Origin of the sequence: Lacisediminihabitans sp. (assembly GCF_036404185.1) — a bacterium.
Taxonomy (GTDB): domain Bacteria; phylum Actinomycetota; class Actinomycetes; order Actinomycetales; family Microbacteriaceae; genus Lacisediminihabitans.
The window spans coordinates 1-25,959 of record NZ_DASWPB010000104.1; the positions used below are offsets into that span (position 1 = coordinate 1).

Genomic DNA, 25,959 nt, shown 5'->3' on the forward strand with positions numbered 1-25,959 from the left:
CATTCAGGCCATCACTCCCGCCTATGTGACCAACCGCCAGATCGAGGCAGCTCGTATCGCGATGACCCGTCACATCAAGCGTGGTGGAAAGGTGTGGATCAACATCTACCCCGACCGCCCGCTCACCAAGAAGCCGGCCGAGACCCGCATGGGTTCCGGCAAGGGTTCGCCAGAGTGGTGGATCGCCAACGTCAAGCCGGGTCGTGTGCTCTTCGAGCTCGCCGGTGTGAACGAGACGGTCGCGCGCGAGGCATTGACTCGCGCAATCCACAAGCTGCCGCTCAAGGCACGCATCATCAAGCGCGAGGAGGGCGACGCATAATGGCGATCGGTTCCAAGGAGCTCGCACCCGACGAGCTCGACACCTTCGAAGACGAGCGACTCGTCGACGAACTCAAGAAGGCCAAGGAAGAGCTGTTCAACCTGCGCTTCCAGTCGGCCACCGGCCAGCTGGAGAGCCACGGCCGCCTGCGTGCCGTGAAGCGCGACATCGCTCGCATCTACACGGTCATCCGCGAGCGCGAGCTGGGCATCCGTGCCACGCCCGCTCCGGTGGAGGTGGCCTCCAAGGCCGCGGCCAAGAAGACCAAGAAGGCGGCGGATGTCGCTGCCGAGCCCGACACCGCGCCGGACACCAACGCTGAGAAGGAGGCCTGATCATGGCTACCGAAGCTACCGACAAGGCAACCGCAGAGCTCGACCGCGGGTATCGCAAGACCCGTCGTGGCTATGTCACGAGCGACAAGATGGACAAGACCATCGTAGTCGAGGTCGAGGACCGCGTGAAGCACCCCCTGTACGGCAAGGTCATCCGCCGTACCTCCAAGGTCAAGGCGCACGACGAGGGCAACACCGCCGGCGTCGGTGACCTCGTCATCATCAGCGAAACCCGCCCGCTCAGCGCATCAAAACGCTGGAGACTCGTCGAAATCCTAGAGAAGGCGAAATAAGCCTCCAGCTTGTTTTGAAAATGTAGAGGACACGTAAATGCTTCAGCAGGAATCCAGGCTCAAGGTCGCCGACAACACCGGCGCCAAGGAGCTGCTCACGATCCGCGTTCTCGGCGGCTCCGGCCGCCGGTACGCCGGTCTCGGCGATGTCATCGTCGCGACCGTCAAGGACGCGATCCCGGGCGGAAACGTCAAGAAGGGTGACGTCGTGAAGGCGGTCATCGTTCGCACCAAGAAGGAGACCCGTCGTTCGGACGGCTCCTACATCAAGTTCGACGAGAACGCCGCCGTCATCCTCAAGGCCGACGGCGACCCTCGTGGCACCCGTATCTTCGGGCCGGTCGGTCGCGAGCTGCGCGACAAGAAGTTCATGAAGATCATCTCGCTGGCACCGGAGGTCATTTAGTCATGGCGAACATCAAGAAGGGTGACCTGGTCCAGGTCATCAGTGGCGCATCCCAGGCCCGCGGCGGAGATCGTGGCAAGCAGGGGCGCGTCATCGAGGTCCTGGTCGAGAAGAACCGCGTCGTCGTGGAGGGTGTGAACTACATCACCAAGCACGTCCGTGTCGGACAGAGCGACCGCGGCACCAAGACCGGTGGCATCGAGACCCGCGAGGCCGCGATCCACGTCTCCAACGTGCAGCTGATCGACCCAGACACCAAGCAGCCGGCCCGCGTCGGCTTCACGGTCGAGACGGATGCCACGGGAAAGACCACCCGCGTGCGCTACTTCAAGAAGTCGCGCCGCGCCGCAACCCCCAAGAAGGCCACGAAGGCCTCCGCAAGCAAGGCCAAGCCGGAGACGGCAGACGCCGTCGCCGCTCCGGCCGCCGGAGAGAATGACTGATGACTGACACTGCAACTGCCGCGCCGGTTGGCAAAATCCAGCCGCGCCTGAAGCAGAAGTACCAGACCGAGATCGCGGCCCAGCTGACGAAGGACTTCGGCTTCACGAACGTGCACCAGGTGCCCGGGCTCGTGAAGATCGTCGTCAACACCGGCGTCGGCGAGGCGGCCCGCGACGGCAAGATCATCGACGGCGCCGTGAAGGACCTCACCGCCATCACCGGCCAGAAGCCGCAGGTCACCTCCGCTCGCAAGTCCATCGCCCAGTTCAAGCTGCGCGAGGGCCAGCCGATCGGCGCCCACGTCACGCTCCGTGGCGACAGGGCCTGGGAGTTCCTCGACCGGCTGCTGTCGCTCGCGCTTCCCCGCATCCGCGACTTCCGCGGCCTGTCGGACAAGCAGTTCGACGGCCACGGCAACTACACCTTCGGTCTCACCGAGCAGTCGGTGTTCCACGAGATCGACCAGGACCGCATCGACCGCGTTCGCGGTTTCGACATCACCGTCGTCACCACCGCGAAGAACGACGACGAGGGTCGCGCGCTGCTCAAGGCGCTCGGCTTCCCGTTCCGCAACGCAGAGAACACCCCCGCGTAACCCATCGCACCACCGATCACCCAGGTCGCCAGTTCCGTAAGAGCTGTCGAAACCGGGCGAGGAAGGCACCACCATCATGACAATGACAGATCCGGTCGCAGACCTGCTGACCAGACTGCGCAACGCGAACTCGGCATACCACGACACCGTGTCCATGCCGAACAGCAAGCTCAAGTCCCACATCGCCGAGATCCTCAAGTCCGAGGGCTACATCGGCGGCTGGAAGGTCGAGGATGCCCGCGTCGGCACGACCCTGACCCTGGACCTCAAGTACGGCCCCAACCGCGAGCGCTCCATCGCTGGAATCAAGCGCGTCTCCAAGCCAGGGCTGCGTGTCTACGCGAAGTCGACCGAGATCCCCCGCGTTCTCGGCGGACTCGGCGTCGCAATCCTGTCGACCTCGTCCGGCCTCCTCACGGACCGCCAGGCTTCGAAGAAGGGCGTGGGTGGGGAAGTCCTCGCCTACGTGTGGTAACCAACTCATGTCACGTATCGGACGTCTTCCCATCGAGATCCCGGCAGGGGTCAATGTCACGGTCGACGGTTCAGCCGTCACCGTCAAGGGCCCGAAGGGCGAGCTCGCGCTCACCGTCGCCAGCCCGATCGAGGTCAAGCTCGAGGATGGCCAGCTGCTCGTGAGCCGGCCGGACGACGAGCGCGCGTCGCGCTCGCTGCACGGTCTGACTCGCACGCTGATCGCCAACCAGATCATCGGCGTCACCGAGGGCTACTCCAAGGGCCTCGAGATCGTCGGAACCGGTTACCGGGTGCAGGCGAAGGGCAACTCCGTTGAGTTCGCCCTCGGCTTCTCGCACTCGATCACGGTCGATCCCCCCGCAGGCATCTCCTTTGCCGTAGAAGGCAACAACAGGCTGACGGTGCACGGCATCGACAAGCAGGCCGTCGGAGAGGCCGCCGCAAACATTCGTAAGCTGCGCAAGCCGGAACCCTACAAGGGCAAGGGCGTTCGCTACGTAGGCGAAGTAGTCCGCCGCAAGGCCGGAAAGAGTGGTAAGTAATCATGGCTCTCGGAACTAGAGGCAAGAGCAAGTCGGCGGCCAAGAGCCGTCGTCACGCGCGCCTTCGCAAGAAGGTCGTCGGCACCGAGGCGCGTCCGCGCCTGGTCGTCACCCGGTCGGCCCGTCACGTCTTCGTGCAGGTCGTCGACGACAGCAAGGGTCACACCCTGGCGTCGGCGTCGACTCTCGAGTCGGACCTGCGCACCTTCGACGGTGACAAGACCGCCAAGGCGCACAAGGTCGGCGAACTCGTCGCCGAGCGCGCGAAGAAGGCCGGAATCGAGGCCGTCGTATTCGATCGTGGTGGCAGCAAGTACGCGGGACGCGTCGCGGCCATCGCCGAGGGAGCTCGAGAGGGTGGACTGGACCTGTGAGCGACACAACCAACACAAGCAAGGAGCAGCCCGTGGTTGACACCGTGGCATCCGAGGCCGAACCGACCGTCGAGGTCGTCGAGACCGCGGCCGCAACCGAGCCGACGGCGAACGAGCCCCGCGAGGCCCGTCGTGGCGGCCGGGAGCGCAACCCCAACCAGCAGCGGGGGAGCCGCGACTCCGAGAAGAGCCAGTTCCTCGAGCGCGTCGTCACCATCAACCGCGTCTCCAAGGTCGTCAAGGGTGGTCGTCGCTTCAGCTTCACCGCTCTCGTCGTCGTCGGGGACGGCAACGGTCTGGTCGGCGTCGGTTACGGCAAGGCCCGCGAGGTGCCGACCGCGATCTCCAAGGGCGTCGAGGAGGCGAAGAAGAACTTCTTCCGCGTTCCCCGCGTCGGTGTGACGATCCCGCACCCCGTCCAGGGTGAGGCCGCAGCCGGTGTTGTGCTCCTCCGTCCGGCCTCCGCCGGTACCGGCGTCATCGCCGGCGGTCCGGTGCGCGCCGTACTCGAGTGCGCCGGCATCCACGACGTGCTGAGCAAGTCGCTCGGCTCGTCCAACACGATCAACATCGTGCACGCAACCGTCGCTGCCCTCAAGCAGCTCGAGGAGCCCAGTGCGGTCGCCGCTCGTCGTGGCCTCTCGATCGAGGATGTTGTGCCGGCGCGCCTCCTGCGCGCCCAGGCTGATGCAAAGGCAGGTGTCTGATGGCCGGTCGCCTCAAGGTAACCCAGATCAAGTCCAAAATTAGTGAGAAGAAGAACCAGCGCGACACGCTTCGGAGCCTCGGGCTCCACCGCATCGGCGACGTCGTTGTTCGCGAGGACACCTCGCAGAACCGTGGCTACGTCCGCACCGTCGCTCACCTGGTCAAGGTCGAGGAGATTGACTAATGGCTGAAGAAACCAAGGCTGAGAAGCCCGCAGCAGCCCCGAAGAAGGCGAGCACGGCGAAGGCCGCAGCGCCCAAGGCCGCCACCACGAAGGCCGCGGCGGAGAAGGCTCCGGCGAAGGCCGCGACCAAGGCTCCCGCCAAGGCCGCAGCGGACAAGCCGGCGGCGGACAAGGCACCCAAGGCTGCTCCGAAGACCGCCGCCCCCAAGGCGACCGCGGCGAAGACCGCAGCGGCGAAGGCGGATGACTCCGCCGTCGCGGCGTCCTCCACCAAGGCCGCTTCGGCGAAGAAGGCCCGTCCGGTCGCCGAGGCGCGTCCGCAGGTCCTGAAGGTGCACCACCTCCGTCCGGCTCCCGGCGCCAAGAAGGACCGCATGCGGGTCGGCCGTGGTGAGGGCTCGAAGGGCAAGACCGCCGGTCGAGGCACCAAGGGCACGAAGGCTCGTTACCAGGTCCGTCTGGGGCTCGAGGGTGGAAACCTGAACAGCATCATGCGCACCCCGAAGCTCCGCGGCTTCAAGAACCCGTTCCGGGTCGAGTACCAGGTGGTCAACCTGGAGAAGCTCGTCGAGCTCTATCCGACCGGTGGCGACGTCACGATCAGCGACCTCGTCGCCAAGGGCGCCGTGCGCAAGAACGAGAAGGTCAAGGTTCTCGGGGCGGGCGACATAACGGTTAAGCTGAACGTTGCAGTCGACAAGGTCTCTGGCTCCGCTGAGCAAAAGATCGTTGCAGCGGGTGGCTCCGTAAACTGAGGTCTCGAGGGCGCGCGTCGCCCTCACCCGAGATTTCGGCGAGTAGCCATCCAGGTGGCCCGAAAGGGCCACCTTGCCTTGCCAAGAGAGTTCAACCAGGAGGCCACGTGTTCAGAGCCGTAGCGCGGATATTCCGCACCCCCGACCTTCGCAAGAAGATCGGCTTCACGCTGGCCCTGATTGCGCTGTTCCGGCTCGGATCGTTCATCCCGTCGCCGTTCGTGAGCTTCAGCAACGTGCAGACCTGTCTCGCAGCCAACGCGGGGACCTCCGGCCTGTACGAGCTGGTGAACCTGTTCAGCGGCGGCGCCCTGTTGCAGCTGTCGATCTTCGCCCTCGGCATCATGCCGTACATCACGGCGTCGATCATCGTGCAGCTGCTGCGGGTGGTCATCCCGCACTTCGACACCCTGTACAAGGAGGGTCAGTCCGGCCAGGCCAGGCTCACCCAGTACACCCGTTACCTCACGATCGCGCTCGGTGTCCTCCAGTCGACGACATTGATCACGGTGGCCAGGAGCGGCGCGCTCTTCCCGAGCTCCACCGGAACCCCGGAGTGCTCGGCGCTCATCACCAACTCCGCCTGGTACGCCATCCTGCTCATGGTCATCACGATGACCGCCGGAACGGGCCTCATCATGTGGATGGGCGAGCTCATCACCGAGCGCGGCATCGGCAACGGGATGTCCATCCTCATCTTCACGTCCATCGCCGCCCGCTTCCCCGGCTCGCTCTGGGCGATCGAGCAGGCGAAGGGCTTCGAGACCTTCCTGCTCGTGATCCTCATGGGAATCGTGATCATGGGTCTGGTCGTGTTCGTGGAACAGTCCCAGCGCCGAATACCCGTCCAGTACGCCAAACGCATGGTCGGGCGACGAACCTACGGCGGGAACAACACCTATATCCCGATCAAGGTGAACATGGCAGGCGTCGTGCCCGTCATCTTCGCCTCGTCGCTGCTCTACCTGCCCGCCCTCATCGCCCAGTTCAACCAGCCGGCGGCCGGCAAGAGCCCCGCGGCCTGGGTCACCTGGATCTCGGACAACCTCAAGTCGGGTGACAACCCGCTGTACATGCTGCTGTACTTCCTGCTCATCGTCGGCTTCACCTACTTCTATGTGGCGATCACCTTCAACCCGGAGGAGGTCGCGGACAACATGAAGAAGTACGGCGGATTCATCCCCGGCATCCGGGCAGGCAGGCCGACCGCGGAGTACCTCGACTACGTGCTCACCCGCGTGACGCTGCCCGGTTCGCTCTACCTCGGCCTGATCGCCCTGGTTCCGCTCGTCGCCCTCGGGCTGTTCGGCGCCAACCAGAACTTCCCGTTCGGAGGCGCGAGCATCCTGATCATCGTCGGCGTCGGTCTCGAGACGGTCAAGCAGATCGACTCGCAGCTGCAACAGCGTCACTACGAGGGTCTCCTCCGATGACCCGTCTGCTCATCGTCGGCCCTCCAGGGGCGGGCAAAGGCACGCAGGCGAGCCGCATCGCCGCCCGGTACTCGATCCCCGCGATCGCGACGGGGGACATCTTCCGGCAGAACATCAAGGACCAGACACCGCTCGGGCTTCAGGTGAAGCAGATCGTCGACTCCGGCAACTACGTGCCGGACTCCCTGACGAACGCGCTCGTCGCCGCCCGCCTGGAGGAGGAGGACGCCCGCGAGGGTTTTCTGCTCGACGGCTATCCACGCACTCTCGAGCAGGTCTCCTACCTCGACGACCTGCTCGCCGGGAAGAGCCAGTCGCTCGACGCGGTCATCCAGCTGGTCGCCGACCAGGAGGAGGTCGTCACGCGACTGCGCAAGCGGGCCGTCGACCAGGGCCGCAGCGATGACTCCGAACAGGCCATCCGCTACCGCCAGGAGGTCTACGCGCGCGAGACCACCCCGCTGATCGAGGTCTATCGCGCCAAGGGCCTGCTCGTCGAGGTCGACGGCCTCGGGGAGATCGACGACGTGACCGACCGCATCCTCTCCGCCCTCGCGGCTCGCGAAGTCGTCCCCGTCGCGCAGTGAGCCCGTTCAGGGGTCTCTACAAGTCGCCGGCCGAGTTGCGGCTCATGGTCGCTCCCGGGCTCGCGACCGCGGCGTCGCTGTCGGCCGTGCGCGCCGCCATCCGACCGGGGGTGACGACTATCGAGCTGGATGCGATCGCCGAGCGGGTCATCCGCTCTCTGGGCGGTGAGTCCAACTTCATGAAGGAACCCGGGTATCGCCATACGATCTGCGCGTCCGTCAACGACGACGTCGTGCACGGGATCCCCGGCGATCGGGTGATCCAGCCGGGTGACATCGTCTCGATCGACAGCGGTGCCGAGGTGGGCGGCTGGAACGGCGATGCTGCGATCACCGTGGTGGTGCCGGATCCCACGCGGCCGGAGCTCGTCGCCGAACGGCAGAGGCTCTCCGAGACCACCGAGGGGTCGCTCTGGGCGGGCATCGCGCGACTCGCGGTGGGGGGCCATCTGAATGAGGTCGGCGCCGCCATCGAGGACCACATCGAGTCGGCGGGCGAGTACGGCATCCTCGAGGACTACGTCGGCCATGGCATCGGGCGCTCGATGCACGAGGATCCCCCCGTCTTCAACTACCGCGTGCGCGATCGCGGTCCCCGCATCAAACCGGGGCTCGTCGTGGCCATCGAGCCGATGGTGACCGCCGGTGGCATCGAGACCTTCACGCGGGAGGACGACTGGACGGTCGCCACCGTCGATGGGACCTCTGCCGCGCACTGGGAGCATTCCGTCGCCGTCCACGCCGGCGGCATCTGGGTCCTGACCGCCGAGGACGGCGGGGCCACGGGCCTCGCCCCGTTCGGTGTCATCCCGGTTCCCATCCCGTGACGTCCGGCGCTGCTCGTTCGCCGAAAGCGGAGGAGGATTATAGGCCCGGCTTGGCGAAACACCCGGTTACCACATAAGATTGATCTTTGGTGTCTGCTGCCCCTTTTTGCGTGCTCTTTTGCACGCCCGCCCGGGGCGCGGCACCACAATCCACCCGCACGACCAGCAAACAATACTTTTAGCGACGAAGAGGCTATGGCCAAAAAAGACGGTGTCATCGAGATCGAGGGCGCAGTAGTCGAAGCTCTGCCCAACGCAATGTTCCGCGTTGAGCTGACCAACGGCCACCGTGTTCTTGCCCACATTTCGGGCAAGATGCGTCAGCACTACATCCGCATCCTCCCCGAGGACCGCGTGATCGTGGAGCTGAGCCCTTACGACCTGACCCGCGGCCGGATCGTCTATCGCTACAAGTAGGACTGCCGGAAAGTAACGGCCCCGACGGGTGCTCGCGAGAGCGCCGGGGGTACGAAGACAGCGAGAGAAGAAGAACAATGAAGGTCAAGCCCAGCGTCAAGCCCATCTGTGAGCACTGCCGCGTCATCCGGCGCAACGGCAATGTCATGGTGATCTGCAAGTCCAACCCGCGGCACAAGCAGCGCCAGGGCTGAGCGGTGCCCGGTCACGGGCGCCACGAACGAACAACTGAATACACGAGTAGCACCAAGAATCTCCTCAGCCGGTGACGGCGAACGGGGAGGACACCCGGGGTTGGAGGCCTCGGCACCGGTGCTGTCCATAACCTCCACTCAGCACAAGGAGAAGCCATCATGGCTCGTCTAGCAGGCGTAGACATCCCGCGCGACAAGCGCGTCGAGGTCGCATTGACCTATATTTACGGCGTCGGCCGCACGAGGGCGCTCAAGACCCTCGCCGACACCGAGATCAGCGGCGAGATCCGCGTCAAGGATCTGACCGATGACCAGCTCATCGCCCTCCGCGACTACATCGAGGGGAACTTCAAGGTGGAGGGAGACCTTCGTCGTGAGGTCGCCGCCGACATCCGTCGCAAGGTCGAGATCGGAAGCTACCAGGGCATCCGTCATCGCCGCGGCCTGCCCGTCCACGGGCAGCGCACCAAGACCAACGCTCGCACCCGCAAGGGCCCGAAGCGCACCGTAGCCGGTAAGAAGAAGGCCGGCCGCAAGTAGCCGCCTGCTGCGGAGTCCTCCGCAGCGCCATTTGATTTTTTAGGAGAAGAACATGGCAGCACCCAAGGCGGCAGCTCGCAAGCCGCGTCGTAAAGAGAAGAAGAACATCGCCGTGGGCCAGGCCCACATCAAGAGCACCTTCAACAACACCATCGTGTCGATCACCGACCCGACCGGTGCCGTGATCAGCTGGGCCTCCTCAGGCGGCGTCGGCTTCAAGGGCTCGCGCAAGTCGACCCCCTTCGCCGCGCAGCTCGCGGCGGAGTCGGCCGCTCGCCAGGCACAGGAGCACGGCATGAAGAAGGTCGACGTGTTCGTGAAGGGACCCGGCTCCGGCCGCGAGACCGCGATCCGTTCCCTGCAGGCCGCCGGCCTCGAGGTCGGCTCGATCAACGACGTCACCCCCCAGGCGCACAACGGATGCCGTCCGCCGAAGCGTCGTCGCGTCTAAGACACACCTCTCGCCGGCTGTCCGGCGGGGCCGGGGGGCTCCGTCGGACAACCGGCGTGATGGGATCGTGCCCGATCCTTCAGCTCCAGCGCACAACTCAATAGACCGGCGGGCCAGCCACCCTGTCGAACGCACAAGTGTCAAATAGCGGACACTTCGCCGAAAGGAAACAACAAGTGCTCATTGCACAGCGTCCAACTCTTACCGAAGAGAACATCTCCGAGTTCCGTTCACGGTTCATCATCGAGCCGCTCGAACCCGGCTTCGGCTACACCCTCGGAAACTCCCTTCGCCGCACCCTCCTGTCCTCCATCCCCGGCGCCGCTGTGACGAGCATCCGCATCGACGGCGTGCTGCACGAGTTCAGCACCGTCGCCGGTGTCAAGGAGGATGTCACCGAGATCATCCTGAACATCAAGGGCCTCGTGGTCTCCAGCGAGCACGACGAGCCGATCACCGCCTACCTGCGCAAGCAGGGTGCCGGCGAGGTCACCGCCGCCGACATCTCCGCTCCCGCGGGCGTCGAGATCCACAACCCCGAGCTGCTCATCGCGACCCTCAACGACAAGGCCAAGTTCGAGCTCGAGCTCACCATCGAGCGCGGTCGCGGCTATGTGTCGGCCACCCAGAACCGCAGCGAGTTCAGCGAGGCCGGCCAGATTCCGGTCGACTCCATCTACTCGCCCGTGCTCAAGGTCACCTACCGCGTCGAGGCCACCCGCGCCGGCGAGCGCACCGACTTCGACCGCCTCGTGGTCGACGTGGAGACCAAGAACGCGATCACGCCTCGCGATGCGATCGCTTCGGCCGGTCGCACCCTGACCGAGCTGTTCGGTCTGGCCCGCGAACTCAACTCGACCGCCGAGGGCATCGAGATCGGCCCGGCACCCGTCGACGCCGTGCTCTCGAGCGAGCTCAGCATGCCGATCGAGGACCTCGATCTGTCCGTGCGCAGCTACAACTGCCTCAAGCGCGAGGGCATCAACACCGTGAGCGAACTGGTCGCCCTGTCGGAGACCCAGCTCATGAACATCCGCAACTTCGGACAGAAGTCGGTGGATGAGGTCAAGGACAAGCTCGTTGAGCTTGGCCTGTCGCTCAAGGACACCGTCCCCGGATTCGATGGCGCCCACTTCTACAGCGGCTACGACGACGTTGAAGAGACCAACTAGGCGCGCCACCAGCGACGCCAACGACCATTCGATTCTGGAGACATAGATAATGCCTACGCCAACCAAGGGCCCTCGCCTCGGTGGAGGCCCGGCTCACGAGCGCCTCATGCTCGCGAACCTCGCGGCCGCCCTGTTCACCCACAAGAGCATCAAGACCACCGAGACGAAGGCCAAGCGCCTGCGTCCCGTGGCCGAGCGGCTCATCACCTTCGCCAAGAAGGGCGACCTGCACAACCGTCGTCGTGCGCTCGCCATCATCGGCGACAAGAGCGTCATCCACGAGCTGTTCACCGAGATCGCGCCCCTCGTGGCCGAGCGTGACGGCGGATACACCCGCATCACCAAGCTCGGTTTCCGCAAGGGCGACAACGCCTCCATGGTGCAGATCGAGCTTGTGCTCGAGCCCGTGAACACCAAGCCGAAGGCGAAGGCCTCCACGAAGGCGGAGGCCCCCGCGGCTCCCGCCGCCGAGGAGCCGGCCGCCGAGCCAGCCATCGACGAGACTGCTCCGGTCGAGTCGGAAGAGCAGGCCGAGGCGATCGATGCCGAGACCGCGGAGGTCACGGCGGAGGAGACTCCCGCCGAGGCCGAGCCGGCCGCGGAGGCCGACACCAAGTAGTCGTCGATCACGGACGATGGCCCCGTTCGCGGGGCCATCGTCCGTTAACGGGGGTACGGTGTGCCCATGGCGAGCAGCGATGCGACGGTTCTTTCCCTCGACGGTCCGCTCGGACGCCGCGACGTGCGGATCTCGAGCCCCGGCCGGGTGCTCTGGCCGGAACTGGGCATCACCAAACTCGACCTCGCGCGATACCTGGTCGCCGTCGGCGACGCCTTCGTGGCCGCCAACGGCGGTCGTCCCGTCTCACTGCAGCGCTTCCCCGACGGCATCGACGGCGAACAGTTCTTCTCGAAGAATCCGCCGAGGGGCGCCCCCGAGTACGTCGGGGCGGTGACGGTGGTCTATCCGAGCGGACGCTCGCATCCGCAGATCGTCATCGAGGAGCCGGCCGCCGCCGTCTGGGCCGTGCAGATGAACACCATCGTCTTCCATCCCTGGCCGTCGAGGGCGACGAACAGCGACAACCCCGATCAGCTGCGCATCGACCTGGATCCTCAGCCGGGAACCGGTTTCGAGGACGCCATCCCCGCGGCCTTCGAGCTGAGAGCGGTACTCGCCGAGGCGGGTCTGGAGGCCTTCGTGAAGACCTCCGGCAACCGCGGACTGCATGTCTTCGCGCCGATCGATGCGACGCGGGAGTTCCTGGAGGTCCGGCACGCCGTCATCGCCGTGGCTCGTGAGCTGGAGCGCCGGATGCCGGACAGGGTCACGACCTCGTGGTGGAAGGAGGAGCGCGGCCGGCGGGTCTTCGTCGACTTCAACCAGGCGAACCGGGACCGCACGATGGCCGGCGCGTACAGCCCACGCGCCCTCCCGGCCGCCACGGTCTCCTGTCCTCTCGAGTGGGGCGAGCTCGGCGATGCCGCCCCGGGGGACTTCACCATCGAGAGCCTCCCCGGCAGGCTGCAGACCGTCGGCGACCCGTGGAGGGGGATGGACTCGCGGGCCGGCTCGATCGACACGCTGCTCTCCTGGTGGGATCGCGATCTGGCCGCCGGCCTCGGAGAGCTGCCGTTCCCTCCCGACTATCCGAAGATGCCCGGCGAGCCGCCGCGCGTACAGCCGAGCAGGGCACGAGGCGGCGGGGCTCAGTCGCCGGGCGAGGTCAACACCTCGCCCAGATCGTAGGCGGCGGGGCGGTCGAGCTGCTCGAACGTGCACGACGACGCCTCGCGATCCGGCCGCCAGCGGAAGAACTGCACCGAGTGCCGAAAGCGCGAGCCCTCCATCTGGTCGTAGCGGACCTCGGCGACCCGGATCGGGTCCAGGCGAACGAAGGAGGTGTCCCTGTTCGCGGAGAAGCGGCTGCGGTCGCTGTGTCCCTGGAGGGCATCCCCCGAGTCGTCGAGCAGCACGAGGGGCGCCAATTCGCCCTCGAGCTCGAGGCGCCTGGCATCCGAGAACGCCGAGGCGCCTCCGACGCTCGTGAGCTCGCCGTCGCGGTCGTACAGCCCGAAGAGAAGCGACCCGACGCCGCGCCCGCTCTTGTGCACCCGATACCCCAGCAGCACGACGTCCGCCGTCCTGGCGTGTTTGGTCTTCAGCATGACGCGCTTGCCCGGGGAATAGGGCGCCGCCAGCGGCTTCGAGACCACGCCGTCGAGCCCGGCGCCCTCGAACTCCACCAACCAGCGGCGAGCGAGACCGACATCGGCGGTCAGGCGGGTGAGATGGATGGGTGCGGTCGTCTCACCGAGAAGCCGCTCCAGGCCCGCCCGCCTGCGCTCGAACGGCTGATCGAGCAGGCTCTCCTCGCCGCGCGCGAGCAGATCGAAGGCGACGAACGACGCGGGCGTCTGCGTCGACAGCATGGCGATCCTGCTGGCCGCCGGATGGATGCGCTGGGACAGGGCGTCCCAGTCGAGCCGTTCCGCGCCACGCGGGCCCGTACGGACGACGATCTCGCCATCGAGCACGCACGGGCCGTCGAGCCGTTCCGCGAACGCCTCGCGCAGCTCTGGGAAGTAGCGGGTGAACGGTTTCGATCCGCGGCTGCCGATGTCGACCGTGTGTCCGTCGAAGTAGACGATCGCCCGGAAGCCATCCCATTTCGGCTCGTAGACGAGGCCGCCGGCGACGCTGTCGGGCTCGGGAACGGTGTCGATCGATTTCGCCAGCATCGGCGACAGGGGATTGTCCGGTCCAAACTCCATGCCGCAATCCTCCTCCGCCGGTCTACATCGGGGTAGGGGCGAGTCCGTAGTCGTTCGGACCGACCGCAGGAGGCAGCTCCGCGAGGCGCTGCAGCGCATCCTTGATCACCCCGACGTAGATCGCGCCGCCCGCCGGGCCCGGATGGATCTGGTCGCGGGCGAGCGTGTCGAGGTGGCCGGCGATGGCATCCTTCCAGTTCGCCAGCTCCACGTCGCGGTACTGCTGGGCGAACTGGGCGAGCGCCGCGTTGACCCCATCCGTCCAACCGCGTGGTGCCTGGACGTTGATCACGACGATCTCGCGGTGCCGGCCGATCATTGTGTGGATCTGATCGAGGGTCGCGCGCTGGATGGGACCGTTGGTGCCGAGCCCGATCACCACCGTCGGCCGCAGGACGCCGGAGCCCATCAGCTGCTGGATCAGGGCGGGCGCCGAGGAGAGCTGTCGTGAGACCACGGCGTCGATCTGGATGCCGGGGAAGGCCGCCTGCAGCTCCGGGGCGGATGCCAGCATGACCGAGTCCCCGATCGCGGTGATCTGATCCCCGCCGGGAAGCGGTGGAGGCGACGGCGCGGCACTCGGCGAGCCGGACGGGGCGGGCCGTGCCGCCGGACCGTGACCCGCTATCGCCTGCTCGCCGCGTTCGATCACCGTCTGCGCGCCGGATTCGCCCGGATCACGGACGACCGCCGCACCGGTCGCGGTTCCCGCGCCGAGCAGCAGCAGCACCGCGAACCCCGTGGCGAGGACCCTCCTTCGGGAGCCGACCCACCGCCGGAGCGTCGCCAGCAGGCCGTCGCGTCGGATCGGCCGCTCCACGAGCGTGTAGGAGCATCCGGCTACGGCGACGGTGATCACCAGGGCCAGCCCGCCGAGACCCCACCCGCCCGCTCCCGTCCTGGACCAGTCGGGCAGCGCTGCCGAGAGAAGCACGAACACCGGCCAGTGCCAGAGGTAGAGACCGTACGAGCGTTCGCCGATCCATCGGATCGGGGAGAGGTCCAGCAGCCGGCCGAGCCAGGAGCCGGGAACCAGGGAGCCCGCGATGGCGATGGCGGTCAGCACGGCAACGGCCACCAGCCCGCCTCGGTAGACGATGGTCGCCTCCGCGGGCATGATCGCCGCGAGCAGGACGAGCGCGGCGATGGAGAGCAGGCCGAGAGCGGGGAGGATCCTCCTGAGTCTCGGCGCCCTCGCGAGCGGGGAGGTGGACCACGGATGCACGGCTATCGCCAGCGCCGCACCGATCGCCAGCCCGAAACTGTGGGTGTCGGTGCCGTAGTAGACGCGGGTGGGGTCGCTTCCCGGCAGGAACAGGATGCCCATCGCGGCGGCAGAACAGGCCGCGGTGGCCACGACGATGGCGAGCTGCACGCGCCTGGACTTGATGAGCGCGAGGAGCAGGATCGCCAGCGGCCAGACCAGGTAGAACTGCTCCTCGACGGCGAGCGACCAGAGGTTGCGGAACAGCTCGGGAGCCGTGGTGTCGAAATAGCTCTGTCCGGAGCCGATCGAGAGCCAGTTGCTGCTGAAGGTCGCCGCCCCGAGCACCTGTCTTCCCAGATGCACGATGACGTCCCCGCCGAGGAGCGCCGCCACCGCGCCGCAGGCGGCCACGAGGATGAGGAGCGCGGGCAGCAGCCGGCGGGCGCGGCGCATCCAGAACGAGCCAAGCCGGATCCGGCCGGCGGTCGCCCGTTCCCTGAGCAGCAGCCCGGTGATGAGGAAGCCGCTGATCACAAAGAAGACGTCGACACCGAGATACCCGCCCGGCAGGAAGCCTGGCGTCAGGTGGAACAGCATGACGGCGAGCACGGCGATGGCACGCAGCCCGTCCAGGCCGGGGATGCGCGAGGAGGGGGTCGTCGAACCGGACGGCCGCACTGAGGCGGTCGTCGTCTTGGGTCGCGGCGGGGTCGGCTTCATGGGATGGCCATCTGAGTTTCGTCGGCGATGACCGCCCAGGTCAACTCGGCGCGGGCGGTTCACCGAATTGACCAGAATAGACTCGGGGCGTGGAAGCCGAAGACCCGCGGGCGGATGGAGCGGCGACCAGGCGCATCCGTCTGGACATCGCCTACGACGGCGGCGGCTTCCGCGGCTGGACCAAGCAGCCGGGCCTCAGAACCGTGCAGGGCGAGCTCGAGTCCGCCCTCTCGATGATCTTCAGCCGCTTCGGCGAGGCACCGGGGCTGACGGTGGCCGGCCGCACGGATGCCGGCGTCCACGCACTCGGCCAGGTGGCCCACCTCGACCTGACCGTGGCGCAGTTGGACAGTCTCGCTCGCCCACGAGGAGGGGTGCCGTCCCTCGATCCCGCGGATGCCGCGGCCTCCCTCGCGAGGCGGATCAACGGCATCCTCGGTCTCGACTCCGACGTCCACGTATCCGGCTCCCGGCTCGCCCCGGAGGGCTTCGATGCCCGGTTCTCCGCCGTCTGGCGTCGCTACGAGTACCGGGTCGCCGACGCGAGCGGACCGCGCAACCCGCTCGAGCGCAATCGCACGCTCTGGTATCCGGCCGAGCTCGACGTCGCCCGGATGTCGCTCGCGGCCGGGTCGCTCCTCGGGCTCCACGACTGGGCTGCCTACTGCAAACCACGGGAGGGGGCGACGACCATCCGCACCCTGCAGGACTTCGGCTGGAACCGAGGGACGGATGGTGTGCTCGTGGCGTCCGTGCGGGCGGATGCGTTCTGCCACAGCATGGTGCGCGCCCTGGTCGGGGCGACCATCGCGGTCGGCGAGGGCAAGCTGGAGGTCTCGCGCCTGGTGGTGCTGCGCGACCGCCTCGTGCGCACCAGCGAGTTCAAGGTCGCGCCGGCCAAGGGCCTGACCCTCATGGAGGTCGGGTATCCGCAGGCGGAGGAACTCGGGGCCAGGGCGACGGTGACCCGCGCTCGCCGCACCGTGGAGACGGCACCGCCTTTGACCCCGGGCCGGGAAATGGTCTAAAGTAGACCCTTGGTGTCTCCCGCCCTGTTGCGGGGCACCCGAACTTGAGCCCTCCACCGGCAGCGTTCCCGAAGATCCTTCGCGGAACATCCATCGGAGTGGGATTCACGAACGCCTCATTTCGACCGAGAAAGCAGCACTATTGTGACGCGCACCTTTTCCCCCAAGCCCGACGATGTCCAGCGCGACTGGCTCATCATCGACGCGACCGACATCGTCCTCGGCCGCTTGGCCAGCCACGCGGCCACGCTGCTGCGCGGTAAGCACAAGCCGACGTTCGCCCCCCACATGGACATGGGCGACTTCGTGATCATCATCAACGCCGAGAAGATCGCCCTCACCGGCGCCAAGCTCGCCCAGAAGAAGGCATACCGCCACTCCGGTTACCCGGGAGGCCTGTCGGCCGAGACCTACGCGGAGATGCTCGAGAAGCACCCGACGCGTGCCGTCGAGAAGGCCGTCCGCGGAATGCTCCCCAAGAACTCCATCGGTCGTGCCCAGCTCACGAAGCTCAAGGTCTACGCAGGCGCAGAGCACCCCCACGCTGCACAGCAGCCCAAGACCTACACCCTCGGCCAGGTCGCGCAGTAGCGCGGACCAGAAAAACAAGGATTCTCAACCATGGCGAAGATCGAAGACTCTCTCGACACCACCGCGCTCGAGTCGTACACGACCGAGAGCGCCGAGGAGGTCGCGCCCAAGACGCCGCGTGCCGTCCTCAACGTTCCCGGCGCGGCCGTCGGCCGTCGTAAGCAGGCCATCGCCCGCGTGCGCATCGTCCCCGGCTCCGGCACCTTCACGGTCAACGGACGCACGCTGGCCGAGTACTTCCCGAACAAGCTCCACCAGCAGCTCATCAACGACCCATTCAAGGTCCTCGACCTGCTCGGCAGCTACGACGTGATCGCGCGCATCACCGGTGGTGGCCCCTCCGGCCAGGCCGGCGCGCTGCGTCTCGGCATCGCCCGCTCCCTCAACCAGATCGACGAGGAGAACAACCGCGCCTCGCTCAAGAAGGCCGGCTTCCTGAGCCGCGACGCCCGCGTCAAGGAGCGTAAGAAGGCCGGTCTCAAGAAGGCACGTAAGGCTCCGCAGTTCTCGAAGCGCTGACGCGCCCTCTGTAGGCCGCGACCTTCATGCCACGACTATTCGGCACCGATGGTGTCAGGGGTTTGGCGAACCACGACCTCACGGTCGAGCTCTCCCTGCGCCTCGCCCAGGCGGCCTCGGTCGTCCTGGGCAAGGGGCGGTTCGCCGACGGCAGGCGCGCCTCCGGGCGCAGGCCGATCGCCGTCGTCGCCAGGGACCCGCGGGTCTCCGGTGAGTTCCTCGCCGCGGCCGTGACCGCCGGCTTCGCCAGCTCCGGCGTCGACGTCCTCGACGCCGGCATCATCCCGACGCCCGCCGCCGCGTTCCTCATCGCCGACATCAAGGCCGACTTCGGTGTGGTCATCTCTGCCTCGCACAATCCCGCGCCGGACAACGGCATCAAGTTCTTCGCCGTCGGCGGCACCAAGCTGCCGGACGAGGTCGAGGACCGCATCGAGGCGGCGCTGGACGAGCAGAAGCTGTCGCCGACGGGTGTCGAGGTCGGACGCATCCGGCGGTTCGCCGACGCGGAGGACCGCTACGTCGTCCACCTTCTCTCCACGCTGCCGAACCGGCTCGACGGCATCCATGTGGTCCTCGACTGCGCCAACGGCGCGGCGTCGGGGATCTCGCCGGAGGCATTCACGGATGCGGGGGCGCGGGTCACCGTGATCGGCTCCGACCCGGACGGCTACAACATCAACGACGGCGTCGGCTCGACCCACCTCGAGGTCCTGTCCGCCGCCGTGCTCGAACACGGTGCCGACGTCGGCATCGCCCACGACGGCGACGCCGACCGCTGTCTCGCGGTCGACCATCTCGGCCGGGTCGTCGACGGGGACCAGATCATGGCCGTTCTCGCCCTGTCGATGAAGGAGCGCGGGCTCCTCAAGGACAACACCCTCGTCGCTACGGTGATGAGCAACCTCGGCCTGCGGGTCGCGATGGCCGAGCACGGCATCACGCTGCTGCAGACGGCCGTCGGCGACCGCTACGTGCTCGAGACCCTCAACGAGCGCGGGCTGAACCTCGGCGGTGAGCAGTCCGGGCACGTCATCATGAGCGACTTCGCCACCACGGGAGACGGCATCCTCACCGGCCTGCAACTCGTCGCCGAGATGGCCCGTACCGGCAAGTCACTCGCCGAGCTGGCATCGGTGATGACGGTGTATCCCCAGATCATGATCAACGTGCGCGGGGTGGAACGGAGCGCACTCGCCTCCGACGAGGTCATCGCCGCTGCGGTGACGGCGGCGGAGGAGCGCCTCGGCGCCGGCGGTCGTGTGCTGCTGCGGCCGTCCGGGACGGAGCCGCTCGTGCGGGTCATGGTCGAGGCGGAGCAGCAGTCCGTCGCCGACGAGATCGCCCAGTCCCTCGCCGCCCTCGTCGGCGAGCGCCTGGCGCTCTAGCGTCACCTGCCCCACCGGCTTCCCGCCGCGATCCCCCTCCCGTCCCCGTCCCCGTCCCTGTCCGATCTCAAGGAGATTCGGCGCCCGACCCCCGGCGTGGACTGAGTTCAGCGGCGCCGAGCCCGAATCTCCTTGAGATCGGACAGGGCGACCCGGGTGCTGATACGGATGCGGGGCGGGTGCGGGTGGGCGGGGCTAGAGCTTGCGCAGCAGCACGCTGTTGACGGTGTGGTCGGCGCTCTTGCGGAGCACGAGATCGGCGCGCGACCTGGTCGGCAGCACGTTCTGCACGAGGTTCGGCTCGTTGATGCTCGCCCAGATCCCCGCCGCGGTCTCGATCGCCTGCTCTGGGGTGAGGCTCGCGAAGCGGTGGAAGTACGACTGCGGGTTGGTGAAGGCGCTCTGCTGCAGGGTGAGGAAGCGCTCCTCGTACCACCTGGCGATGTCCGCCGTCCTGGCATCGACGTAGATGGTGAAGTCGAAGAGGTCGCTCACCGCGAGGCCGTGCCCGCTGGTCGGCGGCTGCAGCACGTTGAGCCCCTCGACGATGAGGATGTCCGGCCGGCGGACCACGATCTCCGCGTCGGCGACGATGTCGTAGCTGAGGTGCGAATAGAAGGGTGCACGCACCTCCTCCACGCCGCTCTTCACCTGGGTGACGAAGCGCAGCAGCGACCTGCGGTCGTAGGACTCCGGGAAGCCCTTGCGCTGCATGAGCCCGCGCCGCTCGAGCTCGGCGTTCGGGAGCAGGAAGCCGTCGGTGGTCACCAGCTCCACCCTGGGAGTGTCCTCCCAGCGGGAGAGCAGCTCGCGCAGCAGCCGGGCGCTCGTCGACTTGCCCACGGCGACGGAGCCGGCCACGCCGATGACGAAGGGGGTGCTCGGTCCGTCGCGGTGCAGGAACCGGCTGGTGTCCCTGTGGAGGTGCCGCGCGCCCACCGCATAGAGGTTCAGCAGTTTGCTCAGCGGCAGATAGACATCGGTGACCTCGCGCAGGTCCAGTCGATCGCCGAGACCCTGGAGCGCGACGATCTCCGTCGGGGTGAGCGGCAGCGGTGTCGTGGGGGCGAGGGCCGCCCAGTCCGCGCGATCGATTTCCACGAACGGGGTCGTGTTGGAATGCTCAGGCATAGGCCATCCAGGCTACCGGACGTCACGATCCGTGGTGTCGCGGGGCGGCGCCGGGCGGATGCGCATGCCCGGTACCGTAAAATCGGGCCCATGTGTGGAATCGTGGGTTATGTCGGCAGTGATCAGAGCATCGAGGTGCTGTTGGGCGGCCTGCGCCGCCTCGAGTATCGGGGGTACGACTCCGCGGGCATCGCGGTGATCGACCCGGAGGGGGAGCTGCACACCCGCAAGCGCGCCGGCAAGCTCCAGGTCCTCGTCGACGACCTGGAGGCGACGGGCCTTCCCAACGGATCGACCGGCATCGGCCACACCCGCTGGGCGACGCACGGCGGCCCCAACGACCAGAACGCGCATCCGCACCTGGGCGACGACGGCAAGCTCGCCCTCATCCACAACGGCATCATCGAGAACTTCGCCGAGCTCAAGGCGGAGCTGCTCGCCGAGCACCCGGAGACCGTCTTCACGAGCGAGACCGACACCGAGGTGGCCGCGCTGCTGGTCGGATTCGAATACCGCAAGACCGGCGACCTTCCGCAGGCGCTGCTCAACGTGGTCGCGCGGTTGCACGGGGCATTCACGCTGCTCGTCCTGCACAGGGACCAGCCAGGAGTCGTCGTCGGCGCCCGCCGCAATTCCCCGCTCGTCATCGGCCTGGGCGACGGCGAGAACTTCCTCGGCTCCGATGTCGCGGCCTTCGTGGAGCACACCCATCGGGCGATGGAGATCGGCCAGGATCAGGTCGTGACCATCCGCAAGGACTCGGTCGTCGTCACCGACTTCGACGGGCTGCCCGTGGAGACCCGCGAGTTCGAGGTGGAATGGGATGCGTCCGCTGCCGAGAAGGGTGGCTGGTCGAGCTTCATGGCCAAGGAGATCAGCGAGGAGCCCGCGGCCGTCGCGAACACCCTCATCGGCCGGATCGTGGACGGCGCCGTGCACCTCCCCGAGCTCGAATCCCTGAGCGGCGAGATCCTCCGCGACCTGGATCGCATCGTCATCATCGGCTGTGGGACCGCGGCGTACTCGGCGATGCTCGGCAAGTACGCGATCGAGAAATGGGCCAGGATCCCGGTCGACGTCGAGCTCTCGCACGAGTTCCGCTATCGCGACCCGGTGATCAACTCCCGCACGCTCCTCGTCTCGATCAGCCAGTCCGGCGAGACCATGGACACCCTGATGGCGGTGAAGTACGCGCGCAGCCTCGGTGCCAGGACCCTGTCGATCTGCAACACCCAGGGATCGACGATCCCGCGCGAGTCCGACGCGGTCCTCTACACGCACGCCGGCCCGGAGGTCGCCGTCGCCTCGACCAAGGCCTTCGTCGCCCAGGTCGCCGCCATCTACCTGTTCGCGCTGCGGCTCGCCGGCGCACGGTCGACCCTCACCCCGTCCGAGGTCTCCGGCCTGCTCTCCGAGCTGGCCGCGCTTCCGGCGCAGCTGGACGTCGTGCTCGAGGAGCAGGATGCGATCAAGCAGCTGGCCGGCTGGATGACCGACACTCGGTCGGTGATCTTCCTCGGCAGGCACGCCGGCTATCCGATCGCGATGGAGGGCGCGCTCAAGCTCAAGGAGGTCGCCTACATCCACTCGGAGGGCTTCGCGGCCGGCGAGCTCAAGCACGGCCCGATCGCTCTCATCGAGCCGGGCCAGCCCGTGTTCGTCATCGTTCCCAGCCCGCGGGCGAAGGACTCTCTGCACAAGAAGGTGGTCTCGAACATCCAGGAGATCCGGGCGCGCGGCGCGCGGATCCTCGCGATCGCCGAGCAGGGGGATGCCGCGGTGCTGCCATACGCGGACGTGGTGATCCCGATCCCGCTCGCCTCCACGCTCTTCGAACCGGTCCTCGCGGTCGTCCCGCTGCACATCTTCGCCCTCGAGCTCGCCTCCGCGAAGGGCCTCGACGTCGACCAGCCGCGCAACCTCGCCAAGTCGGTCACGGTCGAGTAGGCGGTGTCCTCGTTGCGCCCGGCTACCCGAGTTGCCCACTTTGGTCGGGTTAGGTCACCCCTAACCCGACCAAAGTGGGCAACTCGGGGTGGGGGGCAGGGGTGACGCCGTGATCATCGGGATCGGCGTGGATGTCGTCGACCTCGCCCGCTTCGAGCGTGCGGTCGGTCGCACCCCTGCCCTTCGCGAGCGTGTCTTCACCGCCGCAGAGCGCGACCTGCCGCTTCGCTCGCTCGCCGGCCGCTTCGCCGCCAAGGAGGCCCTGATCAAGGCCATCGGGGACTCGACGGGCGTGCGGTGGCACGACATGGAGGTCGTCTCCGACGAGCTCGGCAATCCAGGATTCGTGCTGTATAACGCGGTTGCAGCGATCACCGAGAGTCGCGGCATCCGGCGCATCCACCTCTCCATCTCGCACGACGCCGGCATCGCGATCGCCTACGTGGTGGTCGAAGGATGACGCGCCCGCTCCGTGAGGCCCGGATCGACCTCGGCGCGATCCGCGCGAATATCGACGTGCTGCGTCGCGCCGTCGCGCCGTCGCAGACGATGGCCGTCGTGAAGGCGGACGGCTACGGGCACGGTGCAGTCGAGACGGCGAAGGCTGCGGTCGGCGCCGGCATCGACTGGATCGGGGTCACCGACGTCACCGAGGCGCTCGCGCTGCGGTCGGCAGGCGTCTCCGCTCCCATCCTCACCTGGCTGCACGGCCGTGATGCCGACTTCGAGGCCGCCGTCACGAAGAAGATCGACCTCGGCGTCAGCACCATGGAGCAGCTCGACCGCGCAGCGTCGACCTCGGGCAAGGCGCAGGTGCAGCTCAAGGTCGACACCGGGCTCAGCCGCAACGGCGTCGAGGAGCGCGAGTGCGCCGCGGTGTTCGCCCGTGCGGCAGAGCTCGAGCGGAGCGGCAGCGTGCGCGTGCGCGGCATCTGGAGCCATCTCGCCAACGCGGGCGAGGCCGAGGACCTCGAGCAGGTGCGCCGCTTCGACGCGTTCCTGGCGGCGGCGGCCGACGCAGGGCTCACCCCGGACATCCGCCATCTCGCCGCGACGGCGGGTGCGCTCAGAGTGCCGTCCTCCCGGTATGACCTGGTGCGCCTCGGCATCGGGATCTATGGCCTGTCGCCGTTCGACGACACGGCTTCCGCCGCACTGGGCCTCAGACCCGCGATGGAGCTGAGCGCTGAGATCGTCTCCGTGAAGAGGGTGCCGGCCGGCAGCGGCGTCTCGTACGGGTACACCTATCGCACGGCGCGAGAGACGAGCCTCGCGCTCGTGCCCCTCGGCTATGCGGACGGCATCCCGCGCGACGCGTCTGGCGTCGCACCCGTCTCGATCAACGGCGTCACGTATCGGATCGCCGGTCGCGTCGCCATGGACCAGTTCGTGGTGGATGTCGGCGACGCAGACGTCAGCGTCGGCGATCGGGCCATCGCGTTCGGCGACCCCGCGACGGGTGTTCCCGGCGCAGACGACTGGGCGGCGGCCACCGGCACCATCGACTACGAGATCGTGACCAGGGTCGGCCCAAGGGTCACGAGGGTCTTCGAGCGATGACCCGGCTCACCATCGAGACGCCCGAGCTGATGGGCGACCTCGGAGCCAGCATCGCCGACCAGGTGCGCGCGGGCGACCTCATCGCGCTGAACGGCGAGCTCGGAGCGGGCAAGACGACGTTGACGCGGGGGCTCGGCGCGCGGCTGGGCGTGCGGGGCGCCGTGACCAGCCCGACTTTCGTGCTCGCGCGCACGCATCCCCGCGCGGACGGCGCCCCGCTCGTCCACGTCGACGCGTACCGCCTTTCGAGCGCGGCCGAGCTCGACGACCTCGACATCGACTACGACAACTCCATCGTGGTGGTCGAGTGGGGCGCAGGCCTCCTCGACGGCATCGCGGACGACTGGCTCGAGGTCGACATCGTGCGGCCGACCGGCGGGACCGGCACGCCGACGGTCGCGGAGGATGCCGACGCAGACATCGCAGAGCCCAGGACCGTCACGATCACCGGCCACGGCGACCGCTGGAAAGACTTAGGGTGGGTCGGTGCTGCTCGCGATTGACACCTCGGCGGGAACCAGTGTCGCCGTGGTCGACCGCGACGCCGGGATCATCGCCGAGGGCGCGGAGGCGGACACCCGCAGACACGCCGAGATCATCGGGACGCTCATCGACGAGGTGCTGCGCCAGTCGGGCGTCTCCATCGCCGACCTGAGCGGCGTCGCGGTCGGGATGGGCCCAGGACCGTTCACCGGCCTGCGCGTCGGCATCGCCGCGGCGAGGGCGTTCGCGTTCGGCGCAGGAAAGCCGGTCGTTCCGGTCGTCAGCCACGACGCGGTCGCCTTCGGCGCGACCGGTCCGACGCTGGTGGTGACGGATGCCCGCCGCCACGAGGTCTACTGGTCCGCGTACTCGGGGAGCGACGCCGCCGGCCTTCCCGTGCGGGTCGCGGGCCCCGGGCTCGAGGCGCCTGACCGGTTGCCGCTCGCGGTGCCCGGTTTCGCCGAGTTCGACCGGATCGACGCGGCAGAGGTCGCCGCCTCATCCATCGGTCTCGTCGCGGAGCTGCTCTACCTGCACAGGCGGCCGTTCGCGAGCTCCGATGCCCTGTATCTCAGATCGCCGGACGTCACGATCTCGGCCGGACCGAAGCGGGTCAGCTGATGGCGTTCAGGCTCAGGCGGGCGACCGTGGCCGACCTCGACGCGATCATGGCGATCGAGTCGTCGACGTTCGCGAACGACGCGTGGTCGTCGGAGTCGATGCGCGGCGAGCTCGCGAGCACGCATACGGTCTATCTCGTGGCGTCCGACCAGGATGCCCCGGATGCGCTCGCGGGCTACGCGGGACTGCTCGCGCCGCGCCGCAGCGGCAACGCGGACATCCAGACCATCGCCGTCGCGCCGTCGGCCAGACGCCGCGGACTCGGAAGGATGCTCATGCTCGCCCTCATCGACGAGTCGCGCGGCCGCGGCGCCACCCACGTCTTCCTCGAGGTCCGCGCAGACAACCCGAATGCCCACGCGCTCTACGACTCCCTCGGATTCGAGCAGATCGCCGTGCGGGCGAAGTACTACCAGCCAGACGGAGTGGATGCGCAGATCATGAGGCTCGCGCTGTGACCGCCGCGGAACCGCTCGTTCTCGGCATCGAGACGAGCTGCGATGAGACCGGCATCGGGATCGTGCGGGGCTCGCGGCTGCTCGCGAACGTGATCTCGTCGTCCATGGACGAGCACGCCCGGTATGGCGGGGTCGTGCCGGAGATCGCGGCGCGCGCGCACCTCGAGGCGCTCACCCCCGCGCTGAAGGCGGCGCTCGCCGAGGCCGGCGTCGAGCTCCACGACCTCGACGCGATCGCCGTCACGTCGGGTCCGGGGCTCTCCGGCGCCCTGATGGTGGGAGTCGGTGCGGCCAAGGCGCTCGCGATCGCGCTCGACAAGCCGATCTACGCCGTCAACCACCTCGTCGGGCACGTCGGCGCAGATGTGCTCCGCGACGACGGCACGGCGATCGAACTGCCGACGATCGCCCTCCTCGTCTCCGGCGGGCACACCTCGCTGCTGCTGGTCCGCGACCTGGTGTCAGATGTCGAACT

At 67.7% G+C, this 25,959-nt stretch carries 35 protein-coding genes and 1 pseudogene; 33 read left to right on the forward strand and 3 right to left on the reverse strand.

Features of this window, described 5'->3' with window-relative positions; translation table 11 throughout:
* From rplP to ligD, 22 genes are all read left to right on the forward strand, one after another.
* A partial coding sequence (gene rplP / locus VGC18_RS07230) for a 50S ribosomal protein L16 (RefSeq protein WP_331095746.1) occupies positions 1-322 on the forward strand: 322 nt, incomplete at its 5' end.
* Positions 322-657, forward strand: coding sequence for a 50S ribosomal protein L29 (rpmC, locus tag VGC18_RS07235; protein ID WP_331095749.1), 336 nt, complete (start codon positions 322-324; stop codon positions 655-657). The genes rplP and rpmC, both read left to right, overlap by 1 nt.
* A 2-nt stretch (positions 658-659) precedes the next feature.
* Positions 660-950 (forward strand): 30S ribosomal protein S17, encoded by a 291-nt coding sequence (gene rpsQ, locus VGC18_RS07240; protein WP_331095751.1) that lies wholly within the window; start codon positions 660-662, stop codon positions 948-950.
* A gap of 37 nt (positions 951-987) precedes the next feature.
* Positions 988-1,356, forward strand: coding sequence for a 50S ribosomal protein L14 (rplN, locus tag VGC18_RS07245; RefSeq protein WP_331095753.1), 369 nt, complete (start codon positions 988-990; stop codon positions 1,354-1,356).
* A gap of 2 nt (positions 1,357-1,358) precedes the next feature.
* Entirely contained in the window at positions 1,359-1,799 is a 441-nt protein-coding gene (gene rplX / locus VGC18_RS07250) for a 50S ribosomal protein L24 (RefSeq protein ID WP_331095756.1), read from the forward strand.
* On the forward strand, positions 1,799-2,395 hold the full coding sequence (gene rplE, locus VGC18_RS07255) for a 50S ribosomal protein L5 (protein WP_331095758.1): 597 nt from the start codon (positions 1,799-1,801) through the stop codon (positions 2,393-2,395). Before rplX ends, rplE begins: the two co-directional genes overlap by 1 nt.
* A gap of 76 nt (positions 2,396-2,471) precedes the next feature.
* Complete coding sequence (rpsH, locus tag VGC18_RS07260; RefSeq protein WP_331095760.1) at positions 2,472-2,870, forward strand: 30S ribosomal protein S8; 399 nt, start codon at positions 2,472-2,474, stop codon at positions 2,868-2,870.
* Between the two features lie 7 nt (positions 2,871-2,877).
* Positions 2,878-3,414 (forward strand): 50S ribosomal protein L6, encoded by a 537-nt coding sequence (gene rplF, locus VGC18_RS07265; protein ID WP_331095763.1) that lies wholly within the window; start codon positions 2,878-2,880, stop codon positions 3,412-3,414.
* A 2-nt stretch (positions 3,415-3,416) separates the two neighbouring features.
* Positions 3,417-3,788 (forward strand): 50S ribosomal protein L18, encoded by a 372-nt coding sequence (gene rplR / locus VGC18_RS07270; protein WP_331095765.1) that lies wholly within the window; start codon positions 3,417-3,419, stop codon positions 3,786-3,788.
* 32 nt (positions 3,789-3,820) lie between these two features.
* The gene (gene rpsE / locus VGC18_RS07275) at positions 3,821-4,495 is read left to right on the forward strand and encodes a 30S ribosomal protein S5 (protein WP_414672865.1); all 675 of its coding nucleotides are present in this window, start codon (positions 3,821-3,823) and stop codon (positions 4,493-4,495) included.
* Positions 4,495-4,680, forward strand: coding sequence for a 50S ribosomal protein L30 (rpmD, locus tag VGC18_RS07280; protein WP_331095766.1), 186 nt, complete (start codon positions 4,495-4,497; stop codon positions 4,678-4,680). The genes rpsE and rpmD overlap by 1 nt, the downstream gene beginning before the upstream one ends.
* On the forward strand, positions 4,680-5,435 hold the full coding sequence (gene rplO / locus VGC18_RS07285) for a 50S ribosomal protein L15 (protein WP_331095768.1): 756 nt from the start codon (positions 4,680-4,682) through the stop codon (positions 5,433-5,435). Before rpmD ends, rplO begins: the two co-directional genes overlap by 1 nt.
* Positions 5,436-5,542: 107 nt before the next feature.
* Positions 5,543-6,868, forward strand: coding sequence for a preprotein translocase subunit SecY (secY, locus tag VGC18_RS07290; RefSeq protein ID WP_331095770.1), 1,326 nt, complete (start codon positions 5,543-5,545; stop codon positions 6,866-6,868).
* Positions 6,865-7,455 carry an adenylate kinase gene (locus VGC18_RS07295; protein ID WP_331095772.1) on the forward strand — a complete coding sequence of 197 codons (591 nt, stop codon included), beginning with the start codon at positions 6,865-6,867 and terminating at the stop codon, positions 7,453-7,455. Before secY ends, VGC18_RS07295 begins: the two co-directional genes overlap by 4 nt.
* Entirely contained in the window at positions 7,452-8,282 is an 831-nt protein-coding gene (gene map, locus VGC18_RS07300; protein ID WP_331095774.1) for a type I methionyl aminopeptidase, read from the forward strand. Before VGC18_RS07295 ends, map begins: the two co-directional genes overlap by 4 nt.
* 195 nt (positions 8,283-8,477) lie before the next feature.
* On the forward strand, positions 8,478-8,699 hold the full coding sequence (infA, locus tag VGC18_RS07305; RefSeq protein WP_055811571.1) for a translation initiation factor IF-1: 222 nt from the start codon (positions 8,478-8,480) through the stop codon (positions 8,697-8,699).
* A 77-nt stretch (positions 8,700-8,776) separates the two neighbouring features.
* The gene (rpmJ, locus tag VGC18_RS07310) at positions 8,777-8,893 is read left to right on the forward strand and encodes a 50S ribosomal protein L36 (protein WP_331095784.1); all 117 of its coding nucleotides are present in this window, start codon (positions 8,777-8,779) and stop codon (positions 8,891-8,893) included.
* Positions 8,894-9,052: 159 nt separating this feature from the next.
* Complete coding sequence (gene rpsM / locus VGC18_RS07315; RefSeq protein WP_147783455.1) at positions 9,053-9,433, forward strand: 30S ribosomal protein S13; 381 nt, start codon at positions 9,053-9,055, stop codon at positions 9,431-9,433.
* Between the two features lie 52 nt (positions 9,434-9,485).
* On the forward strand, positions 9,486-9,884 hold the full coding sequence (gene rpsK / locus VGC18_RS07320) for a 30S ribosomal protein S11 (protein ID WP_331095788.1): 399 nt from the start codon (positions 9,486-9,488) through the stop codon (positions 9,882-9,884).
* A 176-nt stretch (positions 9,885-10,060) separates the two neighbouring features.
* The gene (locus tag VGC18_RS07325; RefSeq protein ID WP_331095790.1) at positions 10,061-11,056 is read left to right on the forward strand and encodes a DNA-directed RNA polymerase subunit alpha; all 996 of its coding nucleotides are present in this window, start codon (positions 10,061-10,063) and stop codon (positions 11,054-11,056) included.
* Between the two features lie 49 nt (positions 11,057-11,105).
* Positions 11,106-11,675: a 50S ribosomal protein L17 gene (rplQ, locus tag VGC18_RS07330; RefSeq protein ID WP_331095792.1), complete on the forward strand. Its 570-nt coding sequence runs from the start codon at positions 11,106-11,108 to the stop codon at positions 11,673-11,675.
* 66 nt (positions 11,676-11,741) lie between these two features.
* Positions 11,742-12,806, forward strand: coding sequence for a non-homologous end-joining DNA ligase (ligD, locus tag VGC18_RS07335; RefSeq protein WP_331095795.1), 1,065 nt, complete (start codon positions 11,742-11,744; stop codon positions 12,804-12,806).
* On the opposite strand, the gene VGC18_RS07340 is transcribed toward ligD, so the two are convergent.
* Both VGC18_RS07340 and VGC18_RS07345 read right to left on the reverse strand, forming a co-directional pair.
* Positions 12,767-13,831, reverse strand: a complete 1,065-nt coding sequence (locus VGC18_RS07340; RefSeq protein WP_331095797.1) for an ATP-dependent DNA ligase — start codon at positions 13,829-13,831, stop codon at positions 12,767-12,769. The two genes, ligD and VGC18_RS07340, sit on opposite strands and share 40 nt — an antisense overlap.
* Positions 13,832-13,853: 22 nt before the next feature.
* On the reverse strand, positions 13,854-15,758 hold the full coding sequence (locus VGC18_RS07345) for an acyltransferase family protein (RefSeq protein ID WP_331095799.1): 1,905 nt from the start codon (positions 15,756-15,758) through the stop codon (positions 13,854-13,856).
* 89 nt (positions 15,759-15,847) lie between these two features.
* Here VGC18_RS07345 and VGC18_RS07350 point away from each other — a divergent pair, with 89 nt between their 5' ends.
* The 4 genes from VGC18_RS07350 to glmM all read left to right on the forward strand — a co-directional run bounded on the left by VGC18_RS07350 (position 15,848) and on the right by glmM (position 19,284).
* On the forward strand, positions 15,848-16,786 hold the full coding sequence (locus VGC18_RS07350) for a tRNA pseudouridine synthase A (RefSeq protein ID WP_331095801.1): 939 nt from the start codon (positions 15,848-15,850) through the stop codon (positions 16,784-16,786).
* A 144-nt stretch (positions 16,787-16,930) separates the two neighbouring features.
* Positions 16,931-17,377, forward strand: coding sequence for a 50S ribosomal protein L13 (gene rplM, locus VGC18_RS07355; RefSeq protein WP_331095804.1), 447 nt, complete (start codon positions 16,931-16,933; stop codon positions 17,375-17,377).
* A 30-nt stretch (positions 17,378-17,407) separates the two neighbouring features.
* The gene (gene rpsI, locus VGC18_RS07360) at positions 17,408-17,896 is read left to right on the forward strand and encodes a 30S ribosomal protein S9 (RefSeq protein WP_331095806.1); all 489 of its coding nucleotides are present in this window, start codon (positions 17,408-17,410) and stop codon (positions 17,894-17,896) included.
* A 26-nt stretch (positions 17,897-17,922) separates the two neighbouring features.
* Positions 17,923-19,284, forward strand: a complete 1,362-nt coding sequence (glmM, locus tag VGC18_RS07365; RefSeq protein WP_331095808.1) for a phosphoglucosamine mutase — start codon at positions 17,923-17,925, stop codon at positions 19,282-19,284.
* Positions 19,285-19,479: 195 nt separating this feature from the next.
* Here the strand turns inward: glmM and coaA are convergent, their stop codons facing one another.
* Complete coding sequence (gene coaA / locus VGC18_RS07370; protein ID WP_331095811.1) at positions 19,480-20,415, reverse strand: type I pantothenate kinase; 936 nt, start codon at positions 20,413-20,415, stop codon at positions 19,480-19,482.
* A 90-nt stretch (positions 20,416-20,505) separates the two neighbouring features.
* On the opposite strand from coaA, the gene glmS reads away from it, so the two are divergent.
* From glmS to VGC18_RS07405, 7 genes and pseudogenes are all read left to right on the forward strand, one after another.
* Positions 20,506-22,362 carry a glutamine--fructose-6-phosphate transaminase (isomerizing) gene (gene glmS / locus VGC18_RS07375; RefSeq protein ID WP_331095813.1) on the forward strand — a complete coding sequence of 619 codons (1,857 nt, stop codon included), beginning with the start codon at positions 20,506-20,508 and terminating at the stop codon, positions 22,360-22,362.
* 109 nt (positions 22,363-22,471) lie between these two features.
* Complete coding sequence (locus VGC18_RS07380) at positions 22,472-22,822, forward strand: holo-ACP synthase (protein ID WP_331095815.1); 351 nt, start codon at positions 22,472-22,474, stop codon at positions 22,820-22,822.
* On the forward strand, positions 22,819-23,922 hold the full coding sequence (gene alr / locus VGC18_RS07385; protein WP_331095817.1) for an alanine racemase: 1,104 nt from the start codon (positions 22,819-22,821) through the stop codon (positions 23,920-23,922). The genes VGC18_RS07380 and alr overlap by 4 nt, the downstream gene beginning before the upstream one ends.
* Positions 23,919-24,425: a tRNA (adenosine(37)-N6)-threonylcarbamoyltransferase complex ATPase subunit type 1 TsaE gene (gene tsaE, locus VGC18_RS07390; RefSeq protein ID WP_331095819.1), complete on the forward strand. Its 507-nt coding sequence runs from the start codon at positions 23,919-23,921 to the stop codon at positions 24,423-24,425. Before alr ends, tsaE begins: the two co-directional genes overlap by 4 nt.
* A complete protein-coding gene (gene tsaB / locus VGC18_RS07395) occupies positions 24,409-25,026 on the forward strand; it encodes a tRNA (adenosine(37)-N6)-threonylcarbamoyltransferase complex dimerization subunit type 1 TsaB (RefSeq protein WP_331095821.1) in 618 nt (205 codons plus the stop codon). Before tsaE ends, tsaB begins: the two co-directional genes overlap by 17 nt.
* Positions 25,026-25,484: a ribosomal protein S18-alanine N-acetyltransferase gene (gene rimI, locus VGC18_RS07400; protein ID WP_331095823.1), complete on the forward strand. Its 459-nt coding sequence runs from the start codon at positions 25,026-25,028 to the stop codon at positions 25,482-25,484. Before tsaB ends, rimI begins: the two co-directional genes overlap by 1 nt.
* Positions 25,481-25,959: pseudogene (locus tag VGC18_RS07405) on the forward strand (tRNA (adenosine(37)-N6)-threonylcarbamoyltransferase complex transferase subunit TsaD); the annotation flags it as partial. The gene rimI and the pseudogene VGC18_RS07405, both read left to right, overlap by 4 nt.